Raw genomic sequence first — 21,197 nt, 5'->3', positions numbered from 1 at the left:
CTTCGGTCACCCCCAGGCCCTCGGAGGCAGTGCTTCCGGGGGCCTGGGCGCTGTGTCGCCGGCCCTCGGACCGCGGCGCTCAGCGCCGGCTGTTGTGGAAGCCGATGGCCACGGCGCCCCACCAGCAGACCTGGGAGACGAGGGCGGTGGCGGCGCCCCGGGCGAGCAGGCCCCGCGCGAGCGGGGCCGCCGGGTCCTGCTGGGCCATGCGTCTGTTGAGGAGACCGGCCTGGAGCCCGTTGAGAGTGAGGGCCACGACGAGGGCCAGCTTGGTACGGGTGAACGCCGAGGAGAGATCGGGCTCAAGTGCCATTCCGCTGACGACGAGGCCCGCCAGACCGGTCCATATCGGCACATGCAGGCGTCCTGCGGTGTCGAGGGCCTCCCGCAGGGTGCACCGGCCCGACATCCAGAGGAGCCCCCAGTAGTCGGCCATGAGCACGGCGCCGAAGCCGAGCACCAGCGAGGCGAGGTGGACGAAGAGGGCGGCGTCGTGCAGGGCCGCGTCGGCGCGGAGGTGCAGGGAGACCCAGGCGGAGGCCGCGAGCACCGCGCAGGCCACGACCGCGACGGCGGAAACGGTCCACCACGAGTCGCCACGCCGAGCCGTCGGCGGGCCGGACCGCTTCCGGCCGACCGGGGCGCGGAAGTGAGCGGAATCGTCGACTCCGAAGGCAGCGCGGACACAGGCTTCTCCCAGGCGGACCACAGAAAAATTTAGGTAAGCCTAACCTTCCCCCCTCCTGTTTCGGCAAGAGCGGTCCCGACCACCGGGACGCGGGCCGTCGGGACCCGCCCGTCCGGCCCCCGCCGCGGCGCCGCTCCACCGCCCCCGGACGGAGGGGCGCTCTCCCGACGACCCCTTGACACCGGTGTGTGGCGCGGGCCACAGTGCGCTCCAACCCCTCTACTGACTGCTCATTCAGTCAGTAGAGCAAGTGCCGTGCCAGGTACGAGTCCGCGCCGTACTGCCGCAGGAGTCCCCGTGACCCAAGCACCCCCGCACCGCTCGCCGTCCTCCCCGCAGACACCGGACCTCTCCCGGGGATGGGGCGAACAGCGCTCCAGGCTCCGCAAGGACCTGCGGCGGCTGGACGTCCTGTTCTTTCTGATCTGCACGCTCGTCGGCCTCGACACCATCGGCTCGGTCGCCGCCCAGGGGCCGCAGGGCCTGACCTGGATGGCCGTCCTCGCGCTGGCGTTCTTCCTGCCGTACGGACTGCTCGTGGCCGAACTCGGCTCGGCGTTCCCGGTGCAGGGCGGGCCGTACGTATGGACCCGGCTCGCGTTCGGACGCCTCACCGCCGGCCTCAACCAGCTGCTCTACTGGATCTCCAACCCGGTGTGGGTGGGCGGCAGTCTCTGCATCATCGCCCTGACCACGTGGGAGGAGTTCTTCACCCCGCTGCCGGGAGTCTGGAAGTACGTGGCCGGGCTGGTCTTCATCTGGGGCGGCGCGCTCGCCGTTGTGCAGTCCGTGCGGGTCGGCAAGTGGGTGCCGATCGCCGGGGCCGTCGCCCGGATCGTGCTGCTCGGCTTCTTCCTGGTGTCGGTGGTGGTGTTCGCACTCCGACACGGTGTGCACACGCTGCCCGCGGGTGACTTCGCACCGACGTACGCCGGGTTCGTGGCCCTCGTCCCCGTACTGATCTTCAACTACGTGGGCTTCGAACTGCCCAGTTCCGCGGCCGAGGAGATGAGGAACCCGCGCCGTGACATCCCCCTCGCCATCCTGCGCTCCGGCATCGCATCGATCGTCCTGTACGGCGGCCCCATCCTCGGCATCCTGTTCGTGCTGCCCAGCAGGAACATCGGCAGCCTCGGCGGGTTCATCGACGCGTGCAAGGCCGTCTTCACCGTGTACGGCGGGTCGATCGCCGCCGACGGCACGGTCACCCTGTCCGGCGCCGGGTCGGTCCTCGGCGGCATCGCCGCTGCCGGACTCGTGGTCGGTCTGCTCACCAGCGGCGTGACCTGGGCGATGGGGGCCCACCGGGCACAGGCCGTCGCCTGCGCCGACGGGGCCGGCCCGGCGTGGCTGGGGGCGATCTCCGAGAAGCACGGCACCCCGGTGCGGGTGAACCTGCTGTCCGCCGTCCTGGCCTCCGTCCTGTTCGTGGTCGCGCTCAACCTCACGGACGGCGACGGCGAGAAGTACTTCGCCGCCGGGCTCGGTCTGACCATCTGCACCACGTTCATCTCGTACGTCATCACCTTCCCGAGCCTCGCCGTGCTGCGCCGCAAGTACCCCGACACGCCCCGCCCGTACGCCGTGCCGGGCGGCCGGGCCGGGGTGTGGGCCGTGACCGCGCTCGCCACCGGTCTGGTCGCCTTCACGGTGGTCGTGCTGATCTGGCCCGGCTTCGGCGTGGGTTGGTTCGGCGCGCCGGGCTCGCCGGCCGACTCGCTCCCCCGGTCCTTCCACGGCCGGCGCCTTGCGTACACGCTCAGCCAGGTGGTTCCGCTCGCCCTGTTCATCGGGATCGGTCTGGTCTTCTTCGCCCTCGGCGCGAAGACACGGCGGGCGAAGGGATGACGCACCCCTTCCGGACGTGACGGGGTGCCGTGACCGCAGGGCGGTGACCGGCACCCCTGTTGCCGTGACCGCCGTCCCGCCTACGCCCGCAGGACGCCATGGGCATCGAGGGCGATCGCGCCGCCCGGGTGGACCTGCAGCGGATTGACGTCGAGTTCGGCCAGCTCCGGGTGCTCCGCGGCGGCCCGGGAGACCGCGCACAGCGCCCGGGCCGCGGCGTCGAGGTCGACGGCGGGGGCGCCGCGCCAGCCGGTCAGCAGGGGTGCGTGGCGCAGCGCGAGCAGCACGGCGCGGGCGCGGTCCGGGGTGAGCGGGGCAAGAGCCACGGCGGTGTCGGCGAGAAGTTCGGCGGTGACTCCGCCGATGCCCGCCATGACGACGGGGCCGAACGCCGGATCACGGCGCGCCCCGACGATGAGTTCGACGGCGTGGGGCGGCGCGCTCATCGCCTCCACGGCGTAGCGGTCGGCACCGGTCGCGGCCCGCATCCGGATGAAGGCGGCCCGCAACGCCTCCCCGTCGGCGAGCCCGAGGGCGACTCCGCCCGCCTCCGTCTTGTGGGCCTGCCCCATCGCCTTGAGGGCGAGCGGGTACCCCACGGACCGTGCGGCCCGTACCGCTTCGCCGGCGGTGGCCACGAACTCGGCTGCGGGGAAGGCGATGCCGTAGGACCGCAACAGGCTCCGCATGGTCTCGTAGCCGCCGTCCGGGACCGCCCGTCGCCCGGGCACGGTCGAGGGCACCCGGAGCTCGGCCTCCAACTCCGGCTCCGGGTGTGCATCGCACGGCGTCGGCGTGGTGGAGGCCAGTCGGGCCAGCGAGTGCAGGGCGGTCGCGGCCTGTTCGACCCGTTCGTAGACGGGTATGCCCCGCTCGCGCAGAACGGCCAGGGCGGGGGTGTCCCGGGCCATGGTGTGGACGACGAGCATCCGGCCCGACTCCTCGGCCGCGTCGGCGAGTTCGTGCGCAACGGCGCATTCCCGTCCGGCCTGGGCCGGGTTGGCGGAGGCGTAGTCGCCGAAGTAGCCGGTCAGGACGGTGGCGTCGGTGTCGCCGCCCGTGAGGAGGGCGCGGGCCACGGCGGTGTACGCCGAGAGGTCGGCCTCACCCGCGCCCGCCAGGTCGACGGGGTTGCCGTGGGCGCCGCGCCCGCGCAGCCGCGCGGCGACCGCGGCGCGGGTGCGCGCGTCCAGCGGCGGCACCTCGATGCCACGTGATGCGAGGACGTCCGCGGCGAGGGCGCCCTGGCCTCCGCTGTCACCGACGACGGCGGCGCGCAGCGCACGGCCCACCGCCCGGCATCGGGGGGCCGCGGGCGACAACAGCCCCACGGCGGTGTCCACCAGCTCGCCCGCCGTGCCGAGCAGGACGGCTCCGGTGTCCCGGCACACCGCTTCCACCGTCGCCCGGGCGCTCACCAGGGCACCCGTGTGGGAGGCCGCGGCCCGGCCCGCGGCCTCGCTGCGGCCGACGGTGAGGAGCAGGACGGGCTTACCTGCGGCGTGGGCGCGGGCGAACGTGCGGGCGAGGGTGCGGCCGTCGCGGAAGTCCTCGACGTACGCGGCGATGACACGGGTCGCCGGGTGGCCGACGAGGGCGTCCACGGCGTCCGCGGCGTCGATGTCACGCTGGTTGCCCAGGGAGACGAAGCGGGAGAAGCCCTGACCGGAGCGGGCCAGCAGTCGGCCGATCTCCAGCGCGAGGTTCCCGCTCTGCGAGACGAATCCGACCGCGCCCGCCGGGAAGTCGCCCCAGCTGAGGCGGAGTTCGCTGGTCGTGTCGACGACACCCATGCAGTTGGGGCCGAGCAGCCGGGCCCCGTGCGCGGTGACGAGGGCGGCCAGAGCGCGTTCGTCGTCGGGGGACGTGCCTCCCGATGTGATCACCGTGAAGCAGCGGGCGCCCGCCGTCAGGCCGTCCTCGACGACCTCGCGCACGGAGGCCGGCGGGACCGCGACGACCACATGGTCGGGCGGACTCGGCAGGGCGGCGAGATCGGGCAGGAACGGCTCGCCCGCGAGCCTTCCGCCACGCCGGTTGACCAGGTGGACGGCCCGGCGTGCGCGCCCGGCGAGCGCGCCGGACGCGAGCCAGTAACCCCACTTCTCGGGGTTCTCCGACGCACCGACCACAGCGACCGAGCGGGGGTCGAAGAGGGCTTCCAGGGAGGCGGCCCGGGCACTGCGCGACGTGGCCGTCCGCGGCGAGCGGACCGGGTGGGCGGTGGAACCCGGGAGGGCCGGGGAGGCCGGGGTGTTCGCGGCCGGGGGGTGCGCGGGGGCCGTCACCGGTACCACCCGAAGCGCTCCGCGATCACCGGCAGCCGGTCCGCGACGATCGCGTGCGCGGCGGCACGCGGCGTGGTGCCGTCGGTCTCGGCGCGCGCGAGCATCTGGTCGATGAGCGCGCGCATCGAGCGGCGGGTGTACGCGAAGGCCTCGTCCGCGTCGGCACCGATGTCGCCGAAGAGGGTCCACCACCACCAGGCGTTCGTACCGGAGTTGACGACGACGTCGGGCAGCACGGTGATGCCGCGTTCGGAGAGCAGGGCCTCCGCCTCGGGCAGGACGGGCATGTTGGCCGCCTCGACGATCCAGCGTGCCGTGATCCGCGCCTGGTTGGCGGTGTCGACCGCGTAGGAGACGGCCGCGGGCACCAGTACCTCCGCGTCCGCCTCCAGCCAGGCGTCGCCGGGGAGTTCGCCGTCGCCGGGGCGCAGGGCCGAGCGGTCCACCGTGCCGTAGGCGTCGCGGGCGGCGAGGAGCGCCTCGACGTCCAGGCCGTCCGGGTTGGCGAGGGTGCCCTTGACGTCGGCCACGGCGACGACCTTCAGACCGGCGCGGTGCAGAAAGCGGGCGGTCGCGCCGCCCATGGTGCCGAAGCCCTGGAGGGACACGCGCGTGCCGGCGTGCGCGACGCCCGCCCGGTCGAGCGCGGCGAGCGCGGCCTCGGCGACCCCGCAGCCGCCGACGAGTTCGTCGAGCCCGATGCCGTCCACGTCGAGGGCGAAGGCGTCGGCGAGCCGTCGCCGTGCCGCGGCCTCGTCGTCGAGGAGCGGGTAGACGGCCTGGACGGAGGAGACGAGGCCGGCCTCGGCGGCGGCACGGTCGACGAGGTCCTGGGTGAGGCCGAGGTCCTCGCCCGTGGTCCACATGCCCTCGATGTACGGCCGCATGGCGCGCAGATAGCGCACCAGGACGCCGTACGCCTGCGGATCCCGCGGGTCGCAGTCGATGCCGCCCTTGGCCCCGCCCAGGGGAACGTAGCGGCTCTCCGGGTTGTAGTGCAGCGCCTCCTTCATGGTCATGCCGCGGGCGAGCCCGGCGACCTCCTCGAGCGTGCAGCCGGCCCGCATGCGGAGCCCGCCGCTGCAGACGCCGCGGACGAGCCGGTCGACGACCAGATGGCCCCGGCGGCCGGTGACATGGTCGGTCCAGGTGATCGAGATCAGGGGGGAGGTCGGGTCGGGCGCGGTCATGTGAGGGGCTCCTCGGGAACGGTGATGACGGTCGGGCCTGGGGTGTCGAGTGCGCGGGCCAGCGCGTCGGCGAGTGCTTCGGGTGACCGGGCTTCGGAGCCATGGCCCCCGTAGGCACGGGAGAGGGCGGGCAGGTCGACGCGTGGCAGGTCGACCGCCGACGGTGTGTCGCCCCGCGCCGCCATCTCGTCGCGTATCTCGCCGTAGCCGCCGTTGTCGAACACGACGACGGGGAGCGGCAGACCCAGCTGGGCGGCGGTGGCGAGTTCCTGCACGGTGAACTGGAGTCCCCCGTCGCCGCTCAGTGCGAGGACCTGCCGGTCGGGGCAGGCGGTCCTGGCGCCGATCGCGGCGGGCAGCGCATAGCCGAGCGTCCCGAACCCGGTGGGGTGCAGATAGCGTCCGCGCGGGCCGATGGGCAGGTGCGGCAGGGCGCCGTAGTAGCAGCACTGGGCACTGTCCGATGTGACGACGGCGTCCTCGGCGAGGACGCCCCGGACCGCCGCGAGATACGGCACCCAGCGGGCGTCGCGCGTACGGCTCTCGTCGTCGCGGGTGCGGCGCAGGCCGCGGACGGCGGCGTGGACGTCGCCGGGGGCTCCGGTGCCGCCTCCGTGGATCCGTACCGCCGCGAGGAGTGCGCGCAGCGTCTCGCGGGCGTCGCCTGTCAGCGCCAGGCCGGCCGGCAGCGCCGCGTACATCTGCGCCGGATCGATGTCGGCGCGGATCAGCGTGCCGTTCAGGGCCGGCGGCGTGGTCCAGAAGTCGGACTCGGCGAGTTCGGAGCCGACGACGAGGACGGCGTCGCGCTCGCTCAGCCACTTCTGCACGGACGGACTGTGCAGGCCGACGCCGAGGGAGAGCGGGTGGCGTTCGTCCACGACACCCTTGCCGTTGGCGGTGGTCAGCACGGGGGCCGACAGTTCCTCGGCCAGTTCCAGGCATGCGGTCGCCGCGCCGCGCGCTCCGCCGCCCAGGACCATCGCGGGGCGGGACGCGGCACACAGCGCCTCGGCGGCGCGGCCGAGTTCGGCGGGCGGCGGCCCCACGGGCGCGAGCGGTGGGCCGAGCCGTACCGGGCCCACCGGCTCCGGGGCGTCGAGGAGATCGAGCGGTACCTCGATGTGCACGGGCCGGGGCCGGCCGGAGGTGAAGAGGGTGAACGCCCGGGCCACGGCGGCGCCGATCTCGTCGGCCGACGACACCCGGTGACTGACGGCCGCTACGCCGCGCAGCGCCTCCGTCTGGCTGCGCATCTCGTGCAGCAGCCCGGTGCTCAGCCGCGGGTGCCGCAGCGGCATCCCCGGCGAGACGACGAGCAGGGGCACACTGTCCGAGTAGGCCTGGCCCACGGCCGCGGCGATGTTGAGCAGGGCCGGACCGGTGGTCGTGATCGCCACGCCCGGCCGGCCGGAGACCCGGGCGTAGGCGTCGGCGGCGTAGCCGGCGCCCTGCTCGTGCCGGGGTGTCACATGCCTTACTCCGTAGGGGTGCAGATGGCGGTGGATCTCCAGGTTGTGCGTGCCGGGGATGCCGAAGACGGTCCGGACGCCGTGCGCGGCCAGTGCGCGCACGACGGCCTCGCCACCGGTCATGGCGGCCTCCGCTCCGAAGCGGCCGTGCCGCACGGGGGGTGGGGGTGTCGGCATGTCACAGGCTCCGCGAGATCACGAGCCGCATGATGTCGGAGGTGCCTTCCTCGATCTCCTCCAGTTTGGCGTCGCGCATCCACTGCTCGACCGGGTACTCGCGGGAGTACCCCCAGCCGCCGAGTGTCTGGACGGCCGCCCAGGTGCAGTAGGCGGCCGTCTCGGAGGCGGTGAGCTTGGCCATCGCCGCCTCGGCGGTCGCGTCGAGCCCGGCGTCCAGCCGCTTGGCCGCACGCCAGGTCATCAGCCGGGCCTGCTCCGTCCTGGTCCGCATGTCGGCGAGACGGAAGGCGACCGCCTGGTGCTCGATGATCGGCTTGCCGAACTGCCGGCGCGTCCTGGCGTAGTCGCGCGCGTACTCGTACGCGGCACGGGCCACCCCGGTCGCGGCCGCCCCGAGCACCACGCGGGAGGTGTCGAAGGTGCGCATGAGCCCGTGGAAGCCCCGGCCCTCCTCGCCGAGCCGGTCCCCCTCGGGGACATGGGCGTCGGCGAAGAAGATCTCCCGGCAGACGATGGCGCGCTGGCCCATCTTCCGCATCGGCTCGCCGAAGGTGACGCCCGGTGTGTCCTTGCGCAGCAGAAAGGCGGTCACACCGCGCGAGCGCTGTCCGGGGTCGGTCTTGGCGAAGACGACGTAGCTCTCGGCCTCGCCGGCGTTGGAGATCCACGCCTTCTGGCCGTTGAGCAGATAGCCCCCGTCGACACGGTGTGCGGTGGTCGTGATCGACGCGGCGTCCGAGCCCGCGCCTGGTTCGGTGGTCGCCAGGGCGGTCATCGGGGTGTCCGGGCCGGCGAGCGGGGTGAGCCAGGCGCGCTTCTGCTCCTCGGTGCCGAGCTCCAGCAGCGGGTCGGCGAAGAAGCCGTTGGAGCAGAGCAGATTGCCGATGCCGAGGTCCCCGACGCAGAGCTCCTCCTGCACCAGGCACTGGGTGAAGACGTCGGTGAAGCCCCCGCCGCCGTACTCCTCGGGCAGCATGAAGCCGGTGATGCCGACCTTGGCCGCCTTGCGCCACAGGTCCCAGGGGGTTTCGACGTCGGCCTCGTCCACGGCGCGTGCCCTGGGCCGTATCTCCTCGCGCGCGAAGGCGCGGCCGAGCTCGACGATGTCGCGCTGCTGCGCGGTGAGCGGGACGAGCTCGGTGGGGAGGTCGGACATGGTGCCTCCAGACGGGACGGGGCGGATCGGCCGGGTGGTGCGCGCTGCCAGAGGGATGCCAACTGAATCGCGAGTCAGTATCCGGAGTCCCCGACGACGCTGTCAACGAGGCCGTCGACTGAACGGGGGATCAGTTGCCCGGCCGGTATCCGCGGGACGGAATCCCCGCAGCGCGCCGCTCGTTGGTACAGGCATGACTGACACCGAAGGACAGGAATCGCTGCTGAAGCTGGTCGCCGACGTGGACGGCGGGGTACTGGCCACGATCAAGCGCGACGGAAGGCCGCAGCTGTCCAATGTGAACCACGCGTACTACCCGGAGGAGCGCGTCATCCGCATCTCGGTCACGGACGACCGCGCCAAGACGCGGAATCTGCGTCGCGACCCCCGGGCCGGCTACCACGTCACCAGCCCCGACCGCTGGGCGTGGACCGTCGCGGAGGGCACCGCGGAGCTGTCGCCCGTGGCGGCGGACCCGTACGACGCCACGGTGGAGGAACTGATCAGGCTCTACCGGGACGTCCGCGGCGAACACCCGGACTGGGAGGACTACCGGCGCGCGATGGTGCGGGACAGGCGGGTGGTGCTGCGGCTGCGGATCGAGCGGGTGTACGGGCAGGCGAGGGCCTGAGCCGGGTCGCGCGGGAACCGGGCCCGGGGCGGGAGGGACCCGTGTCGGCGGACCCACGGTTGTCGCGCATCGAGGTGCGGGAGAGACTGAGGTTCCCCGGCGGCGGTCCCGCCGTCGTCGCGTCCGGTGGCGGAAGCGAGGGTGCCTGTGAGGGTCAGGGACGGCCGCGACCAGCAGCTCGTCGAGGTACCTCGCGCCGGCCGCGCCCTGCTGCGGCTGCGCGTCCATGTCGCGTGCGCCGACGGCAGCGTCGGCTGGACGGACGTCCGCGCGCTGCTGATCGGCGACGTGCTGTGCCGTGCGGTGGAGACCGGCGGCCGCCAGGTCATGCACGACGTCGCCCGGCCCGCCCTGCCCCCCGAGCAGTCCGCGGCACTCGACCGCGTACTGGCCGCACTGGCCGTGCATCCGCCCACCGGGCTCTCCGGAAGCGCCGACGCGGACGTCTACGCGGGTGTGCGGCCGCAGGACGAGCCCGGCGTCCGTATCGAGGTGGGCGCCGTGCTCCCCGGAGACACACCGGCGCCGGCGGAGCTGCTGACGGACGGCGGCGTCGACCCGTTCGCCGTCAGGCTCGCGCTCCTCGCCCACCAGTACCGCATGACCGCGCCGCTCCGCGCGGAGCACACCGCCGACGCCGAGCGGCAGCTGAGCGGCTGGCGCTCCCGGGTGGCCGAGTGGGCGCGTGCGCCGTCCGGACCGGTGCCCGACACCTTCCGCCGGCACGCCGAGGACGCCCTGGCCGACGACCTCGACACGCCGGGCGTCCTCGATGTGCTGCGGGACGTCGAGGCGGCGCCCGATGTGACCGCCGGCGCGAAGTTCGAGACGTTCGCGCTGCTGGACCGGATCCTCGCCCTCGACCTCGCGCGGGAGGTGGGCCGTGACTGAGACACAGCGCCCGGGCCGGCTGATCGTGCTCCGCCACGCCAAGTCCGCCTGGCCGGAGGACGTACCCGACCACGAGCGCCCGCTCGCGGCCCGTGGCCGCCGGGACGCCCCGGAGGCCGGACAGTGGCTCAGGGCCGCCGGATACGCTCCGGATCTGGTGCTCTGCTCCACGGCCGTACGCACACGGCAGACCTGGGACCTGGTGGCGGGCACGGTGGACCGCGCGCCGACGGTGTCGTACGAGCCACGGGTGTACGCGGCGAGCGCCGACGGCCTGCGGAACGTCCTGCGCGAGGTGGCGGAGCGGCATCGAACCGTCCTGCTGATCGCGCACAACCCCGGCGCGCAGGACCTGGTGCTGTCGCTCGCGGGGGACGGGGAGGACGGGGCCCTGGCCCGGGCCCGCGAGAAGTTCCCCACGTCCGCGATCGCCGTCCTTGCGGTACCCGGTCCCTGGGCCGGGCTCGCGCCGGGCTGTGCGGCCCTCACCGACTTCGTCGTGCCCCGGGGCCGTCCCGAGCCCGACGCCGGGGCCGGCCCGGGACGATGACGGGCCGACCCGGGACGACGACGGGGGCGGACCTCGCCGGTGGCGCGGGCGCGAATCACCTCGGGTCCGGATATCGGACGAAACCTGGGGCCGATCTATTCTTGATCGTGAGGTCACCGGCCGCCGCCCCACGGGCGAGCTCCGGGCCTGCCCGTGACGCGCCCTCGCGGGTCCGTCCGGACCCTGCTGCGACGGGAGGCGGAAGATGCGGTTCGTCGATCGAGTGGATGCCGGGAAGCAGCTGGCCGATGCGGTGGCACAGCTGGACCTGCACGATCCGGTGGTGCTCGGGCTGCCGCGCGGAGGCGTCCCCGTGGCGTACCAGGTCGCCCATGCGCTCGGCGCGCCGCTGGACGTTCTCGTCGTGCGCAAACTGGGCGTTCCCTTCCAGCCCGAGCTGGGCTTCGGCGCGATCGGCGAGAACGGGGTCCGGCTCCTCAACGACGAGGTCGTCCGCATGGCCCGGCTCGGTGCCCGGGAGCGGGACGAGGTGGAGCGGCGTGAACGCGATGTGCTGGAGCGTCGGCTGACCCGGTACCGGCGCGAGCGACCGCGGGTTGCGCTGACCGGCCGGACCGCGGTGGTCGTCGACGACGGTGTGGCCACCGGTTCGACGGCCGCGGCGGCCTGCCAGGTGGCCCGCGCGCAGGGCGCCGCCCGGGTGGTGCTGGCCGTACCCGTCGCGGCGGCGGACTCCCTGGAGTGGCTGCGGCACGAGGCGGACGAGACCGTGTGCCTGAGTGCGCCGAAGATCTTCGTCGCGGTCGGCGAGTGGTACCAGGACTTCGCGCAGACCGGTGACGAGGAGGTCGAGGACCTGCTCGGCCGCGCGGCGTCCTGGACCGCCGACGACACCGGGACGCCCGGCGACCCCGAGGTGACGGTGAGCGCCGGTGACCACCGGCTGCCCGGCAATCTGCTCGTGCCGGACCGGGCGCCGGCCGTCGTGGCGTTCGCGCACGGCAGCGGCAGCAGCCGCCACAGCCCGCGCAACCAGTACGTGGCGAGCGCCCTGAACCGGGCCGGTCTCGGCACCCTGCTGTTCGACCTGCTCACCCCCGCCGAGGAACAGGACCGGAACCTCGTCTTCGACATCCCGCTGCTCGCCCGGCGTCTGGGCCAGGCGACGGCGTGGCTGCGCCGCGAACTCGACCTGCCCGTCTGTTACTTCGGCGCCAGCACCGGCGCGGCGGCCGCGCTCATGGCCGCCGCCGAGCCGGAGGCGGACATCACCGCGGTGGTCTCGCGCGGTGGCCGCCCCGACCTGGCCGCGGGCCGGCTCCCCCAGGTCCAGGCGCCCACGCTCCTCATCGTCGGAGGCGACGACCAGCAGGTGCTGGAGCTCAACCGGCAGGCCGCGGACCGTATGCGGTGCGAGCACCGGATCGCCGTCGTGCCCGGCGCCACCCACCTCTTCGAGGAGCCGGGCGCCCTCGAGGCCGTCGCGTCACTGGCCCGCGACTGGCTCATCCAGCACCTGTCCGCATCCCAGGCCGGGACGGTCTGAGCCCGCGCCGGGCGCCGTGGCACGGGCCTGCCCCTGTGATCTGCGTCCGTCCGCACCACAACCGTGATGGGTGATGCCGCTCAGCGGGAAGTGGCACAGGATGCGGAATGTACGTGGTGCGGCGGCCTCGGCGTGGGCCCGCTTCCTCGAGTGGCGCAAACGACCGGTCGTCGTGCAGACGCTGCGGTCCACCGCGGCCGCCACCATCTCCTATGTCGTCGCCCTCCAGCTGAGCGACGAGCCCGCGCCGCTGACCGCCCCGCTCACCGCGCTGCTGGTGGTGCAGGTGACCCTCTACGCCACGCTGACCACCGGCATCCGCAGGGTGAACTCGGTGGTCGTCGGGGTGCTCATCGCCACCGGGTTCAGTGTGCTGGTGGGGCTGACCTGGTGGAGCCTGGGCCTGATCATCCTGGCGTCGCTGACCGTCGGGCAGTTCGTCCGCGTGGAGGAGTTCGTGGCCGAGGTGGCGATCAGCGCCATGCTCGTACTCGGGGTGACCAGCGTGGCCTACTCCGCGTGGGACCGGGTGCTGGAGACGCTCATCGGCGCCGGGGTGGGAATGGCCTTCAACCTGCTGCTGGCGCCTCCGGTGTGGGTCGGTCCCGCGGGCGCGTCCATCGAGGACCTGGCCCGCCGTATGCGCCGGCTGCTGCTGCGCAGCGGCGAGCAGCTCGTCGTCCCGACATCGCCGGAGCGGGCCGCCGAGCGGCTTCACGAGGCACGGCAGCTCGACAACGACGTGTCCGAGGTGGACGCTGCGCTGCGGCAGGCGGAGGACAGTCTGCGGCTCAACCCGCGCGTGAAGGAAGGCCTGTTGTACCGGATCGTGCTGCGCACGGGGCTGGACACACTGGAGATCTGCACGGTCGTCCTGCGGGTGCTGTCCCGCACCCTCACCGATCTCGCCAAGGAGCGCACGGACCAGCCGCTGTTCCCGCGCGAGGTGGGGGTGGCTCTCCAGGAGCTGCTGGGGCATGTGGCGGATGCCGTCGTCAGCTTCGCCGTGCTGGTCACCACGCAGGTCAGCCGGAACGCCGAGGCCGCCGAGGCGCGGCTCGCGGGCGAGCTGGCAGCGGCGAACGCCAGCCGCGACAGGGTCGCCGAGCTACTGCTGGCCGAGGTGCGGCGCGACCCGCGGAGCTGGCATCTGCAGGGGGCGCTGCTCGCCGAGGTCAACCGCATCCTCGACGAGCTCGACCTGGAGCACCGCACCCGGCGCCTCATGGAGGAGCTGGACCGCAGCGCCCGTGCGCAGGGAGCGCGCTACGTCTGGCTGGGGCGCATGCGGCGACGCCTCCGCCGGGGCTGAGGGCGAGGGCTCCGGACACTGGGACCGGCGAGGGTGCCACGAGCCGACGGGCAGGGCGTCACAAGCGGACGGCAACGGCGACGGGCGTACCGGAACCTCGGGCGGCTTCAGAGGCCGCAGGTGCCTCAGAGGCCACACAGACCTCACCTGCCTCAGATTCCCACATGCTCCACACGGTGTTCAGGGGCCTCACCGGCTTCACCCACGCCCCGCGACCCGGCCCACGGCCGCGACCACCCTGCCCGCGCCGTCCTCCGCGGCCAGCAGCGCCGCCGCCGCCCGGGCCCGGCTCCGGTACCCCGGCTCGCCCACCACGCGGCGCAAGGCGTCCGCAAGCCGGTCGGCGGTCAGGTCCTTGAAGGGGATCGGAGTGGTCGCGGCGCCGAGGGCGGCGGCCCGGGCGGCCCAGAAGGGCTGGTCGGCCGTCACCGGCACGGGCACCGTGGGCACACCCGCACGCAGCCCGGCGGCGGTGGTGCCCGCGCCCGCATGGTGCACGACCGCGGCCATCCGCGGGAAGAGCAGCGCGTGCGGCAGATCGCCGACGACGGTCGTGTCGTCGTCCACCGCGGTCAGGCCCGCGTGCCCCGACTGCAGGACCCCGCGCAGCCCGGCACTGCGCAGGGCCCGCACGGCGAGTTCGCCGAGCCGTTCGCCCTGGCCGCCGGCCATGCTGCCGAAGCCGATGAACACGGGCGGCGGCCCGGCGTGCAGGAAGTCCTCCAGTGCGGACGGCAGCGCGCGGCCGTCCGGTGTGTGGGGCCACCAGTGGCCCACGACGTCGAGGCCCGCGCGCCAGTCGGCGGGGCGCGGCACCACATGGGGGCTGAAGCCGTGCAGGACGGGCCAGCCGCGCTCCTCGTACCGGCGACGGACCTGCCCCGGTGCGGCGGGTGGCAGGCCGAACCGGTCGCGCAGCCTGCGCGCAGCCTCCGCGTGGATACGGTCGACCACGCGCAGCGAGAGCCGGCCGGCGGCCCTGTTCCCCCAGGGGCCGAGCGACCGTGCCCCGCCGACCACGGGCGGGAACGACCCGGTGGGCGTCACCGGCTGCAGATACGCGCCCAGGCTCGGCACTCCCATGGCCTCGGCGACGTGCCAGCCCAGAGGGGCGGTCGTCGTGGACAGCAGCAGCAGTTCCGCCCCCTGTGCGGCGGCGTCGGCGATGCCGGTGCCCAGCTCCCGTACGAAGGCGGCCGCCTTGCGGGCCAGCGCCGCCGTGCCCCGCCCGTCGCCGGACGAGCCGTACGGGTCGCCGGGCAGGGCGCGGAACTCCAGGCCGCTCTCGGCGACCAGCGGCGCGAAGTGCTCGTGCGTGGCGACGGCGACGTCGTGTCCGGCCTCTCTGAGACGCACGCCGACCCCGGTGTAGGGGGCGACGTCCCCTCGGGATCCGGCGGCGGTGATGAGGATGTTCATCGCACTCCATGGCGTTCCGCGTTGGTGTGGGCCGCGGCCTGGAGGAACCGGGCCAGGCCGGGGCGTTGTTCGGGGGCGGGGACGTGCAGGGCGAAGGCGCGCGGGTCGCTGACGCAGTCGTCGACGATGCGGCAGTGCATGTCCGGCGGACAGGGCGTGAACCAGCGCTCGATGTGCCGGCGGTGCTCGTCGGCGAGGGCCGTGGCGCGGTCGCCTTCGGGGCTCTCGCCGGCCTCGAAGGCCTCGATCAGGCGGCGCCGCCAGGCGGCCGCCTCGGCCATGAGCCGGCGCCAGTCCTCCTTGGAGTGCGCGGCCGCGCTGGCCATGGCCTGTCGATGGCCGGGCCGGTCACCCCACTTCAGCTGCGCGTCCGTCGCGTAGCTGAGGTCGAAGGCGATGTCGCCGAAGACCTCGAAGCGCTCCTCGGGGGTGAGGGCGACTCCGGTCCGCTCCACCTCCATGGCGTGCTCGGCCACCTCCACGAGCCGCTGCAGCCGGGCGATCTCCTCGGTCAGGATCTCGGTGCGCGCCCGGAGGTGGTCGAGCGCATGGGTCCTGGGGTCGTCCAGGATGTCCGCGATCTCGTCGAGCGGGAAGCCGAGCTCCCGGTAGAAGAGGATCTGCTGGAGGCGTGCCAGGTCGGCATCGCTGTAGAGCCGGTACCCGGCGGGGCTGCGGTCGCTGGGAGTGAGCAGCCCCGACGTGTCGTAGTGGTGGAGGGTCCGCACCGTGACCCCCGCGAACCGCGAGACCTGCCCCACCGAGTAGCTCATGCCGCCCCTTCCGTTCCCCTGCATCCGCACCCTCGGCCCTGACGTCGGGTGAGGGTCAAGCATCCGTGACGCTCCGCGGCGGCCGGGAGGGGCCCCGCCAGGGGGTCAGGGCACCCGATACGCGGTGGTCCGGCTGCTATGTCGGCCGTTCGTCTCAGGCATCCGTGTCGTTGGGGCTGCGTCCTCGGGCGTTGCTGGAGGACGATGGGTACGGAACACGCAGCAGCATGCGTGGCGCAGGCCATGGACCGATGTCGTCGAGAAGTCACCCCGGCGGCCGGAGGGAGTGCCCGGGATGAAAGTGAGGGGAACCTTCACCGTGGGCGGTGAGAACCCCGACTCCCGGCCGTCGCAGGCCAGCGGGTTGATGGACCTGCTCGGCGTGGCGGCGGTCGTGGTGGACGCCGAGGGGCGCATCGTCCTGTGGAGCCCCCAGGCTCATGACCTCTTCGGCTACCCGCCCGAGGAGGCCCTGGGCGCGTACGCGGCGCGGCTGCTGGTCGACGAGGACCACCTGGGCCCCGTGATAGAGCTCTTCGGGGAGGTCATGGCGACGGGCCGGAGCTGGGCCGGAGCCTTCCCGATCCGCCACAAGGACGGCGGCACCCGGCTGGTGGAGTTCCGCAACATGCGCCTGGAGGACGACCTCGGCGACCTCTACGCGCTGGGACTCGCCACCGACCAGGAGACGCTGAGCCGCGTCGAGCGTGATGTGGCCCTGTCGACGAGCCTGATCGCCCAGTCGCCCATCGGGGTGAAGATCCTGGACAAGAACCTGCGGTACGTGTCCGTGAACCCGGCGCTGGAGCGGATCAACGGGATAACGGCCGCGGACCACGTGGGCCACACCCTCGGCGAGCTCCTGCCCGACCTCCAGGTGGAGCGGCTGGAAGGGGCGATGCGCAGGGTGCTGGCGACGGGCATCCCGGTGGTCGACCGGTACACCACCGGCCGCACCCCGGCCGACCCGGACCACGACCACTCCTGGTCGGTGTCGTTCTACCGGCTGGAGGACTCCAAGGGACGCATCCTCGGCGTGGCGGGCTCGGTCGTGGACGTCACCGACCGGCACCAGGCGTTCACGGAGGCCGCGCAGGCCCGGCGGCGGCTTGCCATCATCGCGGACGCCTCGGCGCGGGTCGGCACCACCCTGGAGGTCGAGCAGACCGCCCACGAGCTGGCCGGCGTGACGGTGCCGGAGCTCGCCGACGTCGTCGCCGTGGACGTACTGGACTCGGTGCTCGGCGAGCGGCGCCCTTCGCAGGACGGCGACGAGGCCGTGTTCCGGGCCCTCGCCGTGAAGTCGGCGTATCCGACCGACGCCGTGGTGGCGGCGGATCCTCCCGGTCGGATCGCGGGCTACGCCTCCGACCGGGTGGTCACGCACTGTGTACGGACCGGCCGTCCGCAGCTGATCCCGTACGTGGACGACGAGGCCCTGCTGCGGATCGCGCGGGACGGTGAGGCGGCGTCGGTGCTGGCCGATGCCGGAGTGCACTCCTATCTGGCGGTGCCGCTGATCGCGCGCGGCGCGGTCCTCGGCGCGATGAGCATGATCCGGGCCCGCAATCCGGTGCCGTTCGACGAGGACGACATGACGCTGGCCGGCGAGCTGGCCTCACGGGCGGCCGTGTGCATCGACAACGCACGCTGGTACCAGAGCGTCCGCAACACCGCGACGACCCTGCAGCGCAGTCTGCTGCCGGAGCACCCGGCCCATCACCCGGGCCTCCAGATCGCCTCCCGGTACCGGCCGGCGCAGGCCACCAGCGAGGTCGGCGGCGACTGGTACGACGTCATCCCGCTGTCCGGCGACCGGACCGCGCTCGTGGTGGGCGACGTGATGGGCAGCGGTATCGACGCGGCGGCCACGATGGGCCGGCTGCGGACCGCGACGTCCACACTGGCCGATCTGGACCTCGACCCGGGCCAGGTGCTCCAGCACCTCGACCGGATCACCACCGGCCTTGAGCACTACATCGCCACCTGTGTGTACGCCGTGTACGACCCGCGGCGCGGGGTGTGCGAGATCGCGACGGCCGGGCATCTGCCCCCGGTGCTCGTCCGCAAGGGCGGCGCGCCCGAACTCCTGGCACTGCCGCTGGGCGCCCCGCTCGGCGTCGGCGAGGTGGGCCAGGTCCCCTTCGAGACGACGGCCTTCGACCTCACTCCGGGCGACCGGCTCGTCCTGTACACCGATGGCCTGGTCGAGACCCGTCACGAGCCCATCGACGAGCGCCTTGACGCCCTCCTCCAGCAGCTCGACGGCCCGGCGCTGCCCCTGGAGGAGACCTGCGACCAGCTCATCAACTCGCTGCGCCAGCCGGACGAGCACGACGACGTGGCCCTGCTGATGGCCTGCGTGCAGCCCACACCGTTGGAGGAGCCGGAGGCGTCCGAGGCCTCGCAGGTGTCCGACGCGTAGGCGTGGCGCCACGGTGCCGGACGCCTCGCAGGCTTTGCGACGCGTAGCACGCCGTCGCAGGTGCCGGAGGCGGCGGAGGTGTCGCAGGCGCGGGCGCCGCCGTGGCCTCAGGCCGACTTCTCCCGGGCGTCGGGCGCGTCCGGTGCGTGGTGGTGGGGCACCAGGGTGGGGTTGACGTTGTCGAGGACGGTGGCGCGGTCCACGACGACGCGGGCGATGTCGGAGCGGCTCGGGATCTCGAACATCACGTTCAGGAGCACCTCTTCGAGGATGGTGCGGGCCGCGCGGGCGCCCGTGCGGCGCAGCAGCGCCAGGTCGGCGATCGCAGCGATGGCGTCGCCGGTGAACTCCAGCTCCACTCCGTCGAGTTCCAGGAGCCTCTGGTACTGCTTTACCAGTGCGTTGCGCGGCTCGGTGAGGATCCGCATCAGCGCCCTGCGGTCCAGCGGCCGGACGGTGGACACCACAGGAAGCCGCCCGACGATCTCCGGGATGAGCCCGAACTTCAGCAGGTCCTGCGGCATGACGCCGGCGAACGGATCGAGCTGCTCCGGGTCCTCACCGGTGTGCAGCACGGCCCCGAACCCGATGCCCCGGCGCTCGGTCCGCTGTTCGATGATCCGTTCGAGGCCTGCGAAGGCGCCGCCGACGATGAAGAGCACATTGCTCGTGTCGATGCGCAGGGTCTCCCCCTGCGGGTGCTTGCGCCCGCCGAGACGCGGAACGCCGGCGACGGTGCCCTCCAGGATCTTCAGCAGGGCCTGCTGCACGCCCTCGCCGGAGACGTCCCGCGCGGCGGAGAGGTTTTCGCTGCGGCGTGCGATCTTGTCGATCTCGTCGATGTAGATGATCCCGGTCTCGGCCCGCTCGATGTCGTGGTCGGCGGCCTGGATGAGCTTGAGGAGGATGTTCTCGACGTCCTCGCCGACGTAGCCCGCCTCGGTCAGCGCGGTGGCGTCGGCGATCGCGAAGGGGACGTCGAGCAGCCGCGCCAGGGTCTGCACGAGGTACGTCTTGCCGCAGCCGGTCGGGCCGATGAGCAGGATGTTCGACTTTCCGAGCTCGATCCGGTCCGCGGCGGGCACCGCCCGTCCCTCGTCGCGCGCTCCGCCGTCGGCGCCGCTCCCGCCGTTCAGGGTCGCCACGCGCTTGTAGTGGTTGTAGACGGCGACGGACAGCGCCCGCTTGGCGTCCGTCTGCCCGACGACGTACCGGTCCAGGAACGCGTGGATCTCCCGCGGGGTCGGCACCGAGCGCGGCCCGCCGGTGCGGGTCTGCTCGGCGGCCTCCTCGGCGATGAGCTCGTTGCACAGTCCGACGCACTCGTCGCAGATGCAGATCCCCACCGGCCCGGCGATGAGCCGCTTGACCTGCTTCTGGTCCTTCCCGCAGAACGTGCACTTCAGCAGGTCACCGCCGTCACCGATGCGAGTCACTGGGAACCTTCTCCTCGGGTGCATTTCAGATGCTGACACCATATGACGTCATCATGTGAAGAGGACGGTATCTTGAGCCGACACGGACGGCGACGCATGGACGAGTGAGGGCGATGGGCCGGCTCAGCAGGGCGGAGCAGCAGCAGCGCAACCGCGCCAAGGTGCTCACCGCGGCCAGGCAGGAGTTCGCCGAGCGCGGCTATCCCGGCGCCACCGTGGACGCCATCGCCGAGCGCGCGGGGCTGACGCGCGGTGCGGTGTACTCGAACTTCCCCGGCAAGCGGGCGCTGTACTTCGCCGTGCTGGCGGAGCGTGCGGAGCGCGGCGGGGACGCGGAGACGGCCGGTGAAGCCGCGGGGACGGCGCCGTGGGACCCCGGCCACCCGGGGCCCGGCCGCACGCCGGCCGATGCACTGGCCGCCCTCGCCCGCGCCTGGATGGCACTGCTGGAGCCGACCGCGGCCGACGACCGGCCGGTGTTCCCCGCGTCCCGTCGAAGATCCGCCGGTCCGACGCGCCTGGGCACGCATCTGCTGACCGAGGTGCTCGGCGACGAGGGCATCCGGCGCGCCCATGCCCAGCTGTTGAAGGTCGACGCGCTCCTGCTGGGCCTGGCCCTGGAGAGCCTGGCTCCCGGGGACCGCCCCGGACCGGCCGCGGCGCCCGCCCGGCAGGTGCGCACGGCCGAGACCGCCCTGACCCTGCTGCACGGCGCACGTCACCTGGCCGATGCCGCGCCGGGGTTCGGCGACCCGTTCCGCGTGGTGAGCGCCTGCGCGCACCTGGCGGACCTCGCCGACGGGGACGCATGGCCGCCGCCGTATCCGGCGTACGTCGACGAGGCGCTGCCGGCCGACGAGCCCTGGTCACCGCCCGACGGCGCGGTCGACGCGGTGCGCGGGGAACCCGCACGGCTCGCGGAGGACGGTGTCGTCGCGTACCTCGGGCTGCACCGGCTGGAGGCGGCCGAGGAGGCGGTGCGCGCGGCGCCGCCCGGCGCCGCGGTCACGGCCGTCCTCACCAGCGCCGACCCTGCCGAACTCCTGCCCCTGGCCCGGCTGACGGTCGCCGAACTGACCCACTGCATCCGCCGGGCGTTCCCCCGGGACGCATGGCCGCGTCTGCGCGTCGTGTACGACGAGTCGGGTGCCTTCGCCGACGCGGCCGGGTTGCCGTCCCCGGGAGACGCGACGGAGGCGGCCGTCTGCGTCATGGCGGGCCGGATCGTCGCCCGGGCCGAGGGCCGCGGAGCGTGCCATGCGGCGGCGATCGCGGCGACGCGGCTGCTGGGCAGCACGACCGGGCGGGCGGACGGCGCAGCGCCGTAGCGGGGCGGCGGCGCTCCCGCGCGCACGACGGGGCGCCGGGCGGACGGCGCAGCGCCGTGGCAGTCCGAGGGCGCGCTCCGGCGCCCCTGGCCCCCGGCACCGG

The 21,197-nt window shown here is 73.6% G+C and carries 16 protein-coding genes; 8 read left to right on the top strand and 8 right to left on the bottom strand.

Annotated elements, in window-relative coordinates:
* Positions 1-79: 79 nt before the first annotated feature.
* Positions 80-562: a hypothetical protein gene (locus tag ACWCP6_RS21435; RefSeq protein ID WP_450934061.1), complete on the bottom strand. Its 483-nt coding sequence runs from the start codon at positions 560-562 to the stop codon at positions 80-82.
* 423 nt (positions 563-985) lie between these two features.
* Here ACWCP6_RS21435 and ACWCP6_RS21430 point away from each other — a divergent pair, with 423 nt between their 5' ends.
* A complete protein-coding gene (locus ACWCP6_RS21430; protein WP_450934060.1) occupies positions 986-2,536 on the top strand; it encodes an APC family permease in 1,551 nt (516 codons plus the stop codon).
* Between the two features lie 80 nt (positions 2,537-2,616).
* Here the strand turns inward: ACWCP6_RS21430 and ACWCP6_RS21425 are convergent, their stop codons facing one another.
* Genes ACWCP6_RS21425 through ACWCP6_RS21410 form a run of 4 tightly spaced genes read right to left on the bottom strand, consistent with a single transcriptional unit; the run spans position 2,617 to position 8,822 of the window.
* Positions 2,617-4,824, bottom strand: coding sequence for an acetate--CoA ligase family protein (locus tag ACWCP6_RS21425; RefSeq protein ID WP_450934059.1), 2,208 nt, complete (start codon positions 4,822-4,824; stop codon positions 2,617-2,619).
* Complete coding sequence (locus tag ACWCP6_RS21420; RefSeq protein ID WP_450934058.1) at positions 4,821-6,014, bottom strand: Glu/Leu/Phe/Val dehydrogenase dimerization domain-containing protein; 1,194 nt, start codon at positions 6,012-6,014, stop codon at positions 4,821-4,823. The genes ACWCP6_RS21425 and ACWCP6_RS21420 overlap by 4 nt, the downstream gene beginning before the upstream one ends.
* Positions 6,011-7,609, bottom strand: a complete 1,599-nt coding sequence (locus ACWCP6_RS21415) for a thiamine pyrophosphate-binding protein (RefSeq protein WP_450934057.1) — start codon at positions 7,607-7,609, stop codon at positions 6,011-6,013. The genes ACWCP6_RS21420 and ACWCP6_RS21415 overlap by 4 nt, the downstream gene beginning before the upstream one ends.
* A gap of 55 nt (positions 7,610-7,664) precedes the next feature.
* On the bottom strand, positions 7,665-8,822 hold the full coding sequence (locus ACWCP6_RS21410; protein WP_450934056.1) for an acyl-CoA dehydrogenase family protein: 1,158 nt from the start codon (positions 8,820-8,822) through the stop codon (positions 7,665-7,667).
* Positions 8,823-9,015: 193 nt separating this feature from the next.
* Between ACWCP6_RS21410 and ACWCP6_RS21405 the strand changes: the two genes are divergently transcribed.
* From ACWCP6_RS21405 to ACWCP6_RS21385, 5 genes are all read left to right on the top strand, one after another.
* A complete protein-coding gene (locus tag ACWCP6_RS21405; RefSeq protein WP_450934055.1) occupies positions 9,016-9,453 on the top strand; it encodes a PPOX class F420-dependent oxidoreductase in 438 nt (145 codons plus the stop codon).
* 147 nt (positions 9,454-9,600) lie between these two features.
* Positions 9,601-10,344 (top strand): hypothetical protein, encoded by a 744-nt coding sequence (locus ACWCP6_RS21400; protein ID WP_450934054.1) that lies wholly within the window; start codon positions 9,601-9,603, stop codon positions 10,342-10,344.
* Entirely contained in the window at positions 10,337-10,894 is a 558-nt protein-coding gene (locus ACWCP6_RS21395) for a SixA phosphatase family protein (RefSeq protein WP_450934053.1), read from the top strand. Before ACWCP6_RS21400 ends, ACWCP6_RS21395 begins: the two co-directional genes overlap by 8 nt.
* Positions 10,895-11,099: 205 nt before the next feature.
* Positions 11,100-12,401, top strand: coding sequence for a phosphoribosyltransferase family protein (locus tag ACWCP6_RS21390; protein ID WP_450934052.1), 1,302 nt, complete (start codon positions 11,100-11,102; stop codon positions 12,399-12,401).
* 100 nt (positions 12,402-12,501) lie between these two features.
* Positions 12,502-13,713 carry an FUSC family protein gene (locus ACWCP6_RS21385; protein WP_450934051.1) on the top strand — a complete coding sequence of 404 codons (1,212 nt, stop codon included), beginning with the start codon at positions 12,502-12,504 and terminating at the stop codon, positions 13,711-13,713.
* Positions 13,714-13,911: 198 nt separating this feature from the next.
* Here ACWCP6_RS21385 and ACWCP6_RS21380 read toward each other — a convergent pair whose 3' ends face one another.
* Together ACWCP6_RS21380 and ACWCP6_RS21375 are read right to left on the bottom strand one after the other, a co-directional pair.
* Entirely contained in the window at positions 13,912-15,132 is a 1,221-nt protein-coding gene (locus tag ACWCP6_RS21380; protein WP_450934050.1) for a glycosyltransferase, read from the bottom strand.
* Positions 15,129-15,905, bottom strand: a complete 777-nt coding sequence (locus ACWCP6_RS21375) for a MerR family transcriptional regulator (protein ID WP_450934049.1) — start codon at positions 15,903-15,905, stop codon at positions 15,129-15,131. Before ACWCP6_RS21375 ends, ACWCP6_RS21380 begins: the two co-directional genes overlap by 4 nt.
* A gap of 295 nt (positions 15,906-16,200) precedes the next feature.
* On the opposite strand from ACWCP6_RS21375, the gene ACWCP6_RS21370 reads away from it, so the two are divergent.
* Positions 16,201-18,330, top strand: coding sequence for a SpoIIE family protein phosphatase (locus ACWCP6_RS21370; RefSeq protein ID WP_450934048.1), 2,130 nt, complete (start codon positions 16,201-16,203; stop codon positions 18,328-18,330).
* 107 nt (positions 18,331-18,437) lie between these two features.
* Here the strand turns inward: ACWCP6_RS21370 and clpX are convergent, their stop codons facing one another.
* Positions 18,438-19,766 (bottom strand): ATP-dependent Clp protease ATP-binding subunit ClpX, encoded by a 1,329-nt coding sequence (clpX, locus tag ACWCP6_RS21365; protein ID WP_450934047.1) that lies wholly within the window; start codon positions 19,764-19,766, stop codon positions 18,438-18,440.
* Positions 19,767-19,879: 113 nt separating this feature from the next.
* On the opposite strand from clpX, the gene ACWCP6_RS21360 reads away from it, so the two are divergent.
* On the top strand, positions 19,880-21,094 hold the full coding sequence (locus ACWCP6_RS21360) for a TetR/AcrR family transcriptional regulator (RefSeq protein ID WP_450934046.1): 1,215 nt from the start codon (positions 19,880-19,882) through the stop codon (positions 21,092-21,094).
* The last annotated feature ends 103 nt before the right edge of the window (positions 21,095-21,197 follow it).

The organism is Streptomyces sp. NPDC002004 (assembly GCF_053593975.1).
This window is presented reverse-complemented; position numbering and strand designations above follow the sequence as displayed.

Coding starts and splice junctions, on each gene's coding strand:
- ACWCP6_RS21370 (WP_450934048.1), top strand. CDS start 16,201: ATGAAAGTGAGGGGAACCTTCACCGTGGGCGGTGAGAACCCCGACTCC.
- ACWCP6_RS21360 (WP_450934046.1), top strand. CDS start 19,880: ATGGGCCGGCTCAGCAGGGCGGAGCAGCAGCAGCGCAACCGCGCCAAG.
- ACWCP6_RS21390 (WP_450934052.1), top strand. CDS start 11,100: ATGCGGTTCGTCGATCGAGTGGATGCCGGGAAGCAGCTGGCCGATGCG.
- ACWCP6_RS21420 (WP_450934058.1), bottom strand. CDS start 6,014: ATGACCGCGCCCGACCCGACCTCCCCCCTGATCTCGATCACCTGGACC.
- ACWCP6_RS21380 (WP_450934050.1), bottom strand. CDS start 15,132: ATGAACATCCTCATCACCGCCGCCGGATCCCGAGGGGACGTCGCCCCC.
- ACWCP6_RS21375 (WP_450934049.1), bottom strand. CDS start 15,905: ATGAGCTACTCGGTGGGGCAGGTCTCGCGGTTCGCGGGGGTCACGGTG.
- ACWCP6_RS21385 (WP_450934051.1), top strand. CDS start 12,502: ATGCGGAATGTACGTGGTGCGGCGGCCTCGGCGTGGGCCCGCTTCCTC.
- ACWCP6_RS21405 (WP_450934055.1), top strand. CDS start 9,016: ATGACTGACACCGAAGGACAGGAATCGCTGCTGAAGCTGGTCGCCGAC.
- ACWCP6_RS21410 (WP_450934056.1), bottom strand. CDS start 8,822: ATGTCCGACCTCCCCACCGAGCTCGTCCCGCTCACCGCGCAGCAGCGC.
- ACWCP6_RS21415 (WP_450934057.1), bottom strand. CDS start 7,609: ATGACCGGTGGCGAGGCCGTCGTGCGCGCACTGGCCGCGCACGGCGTC.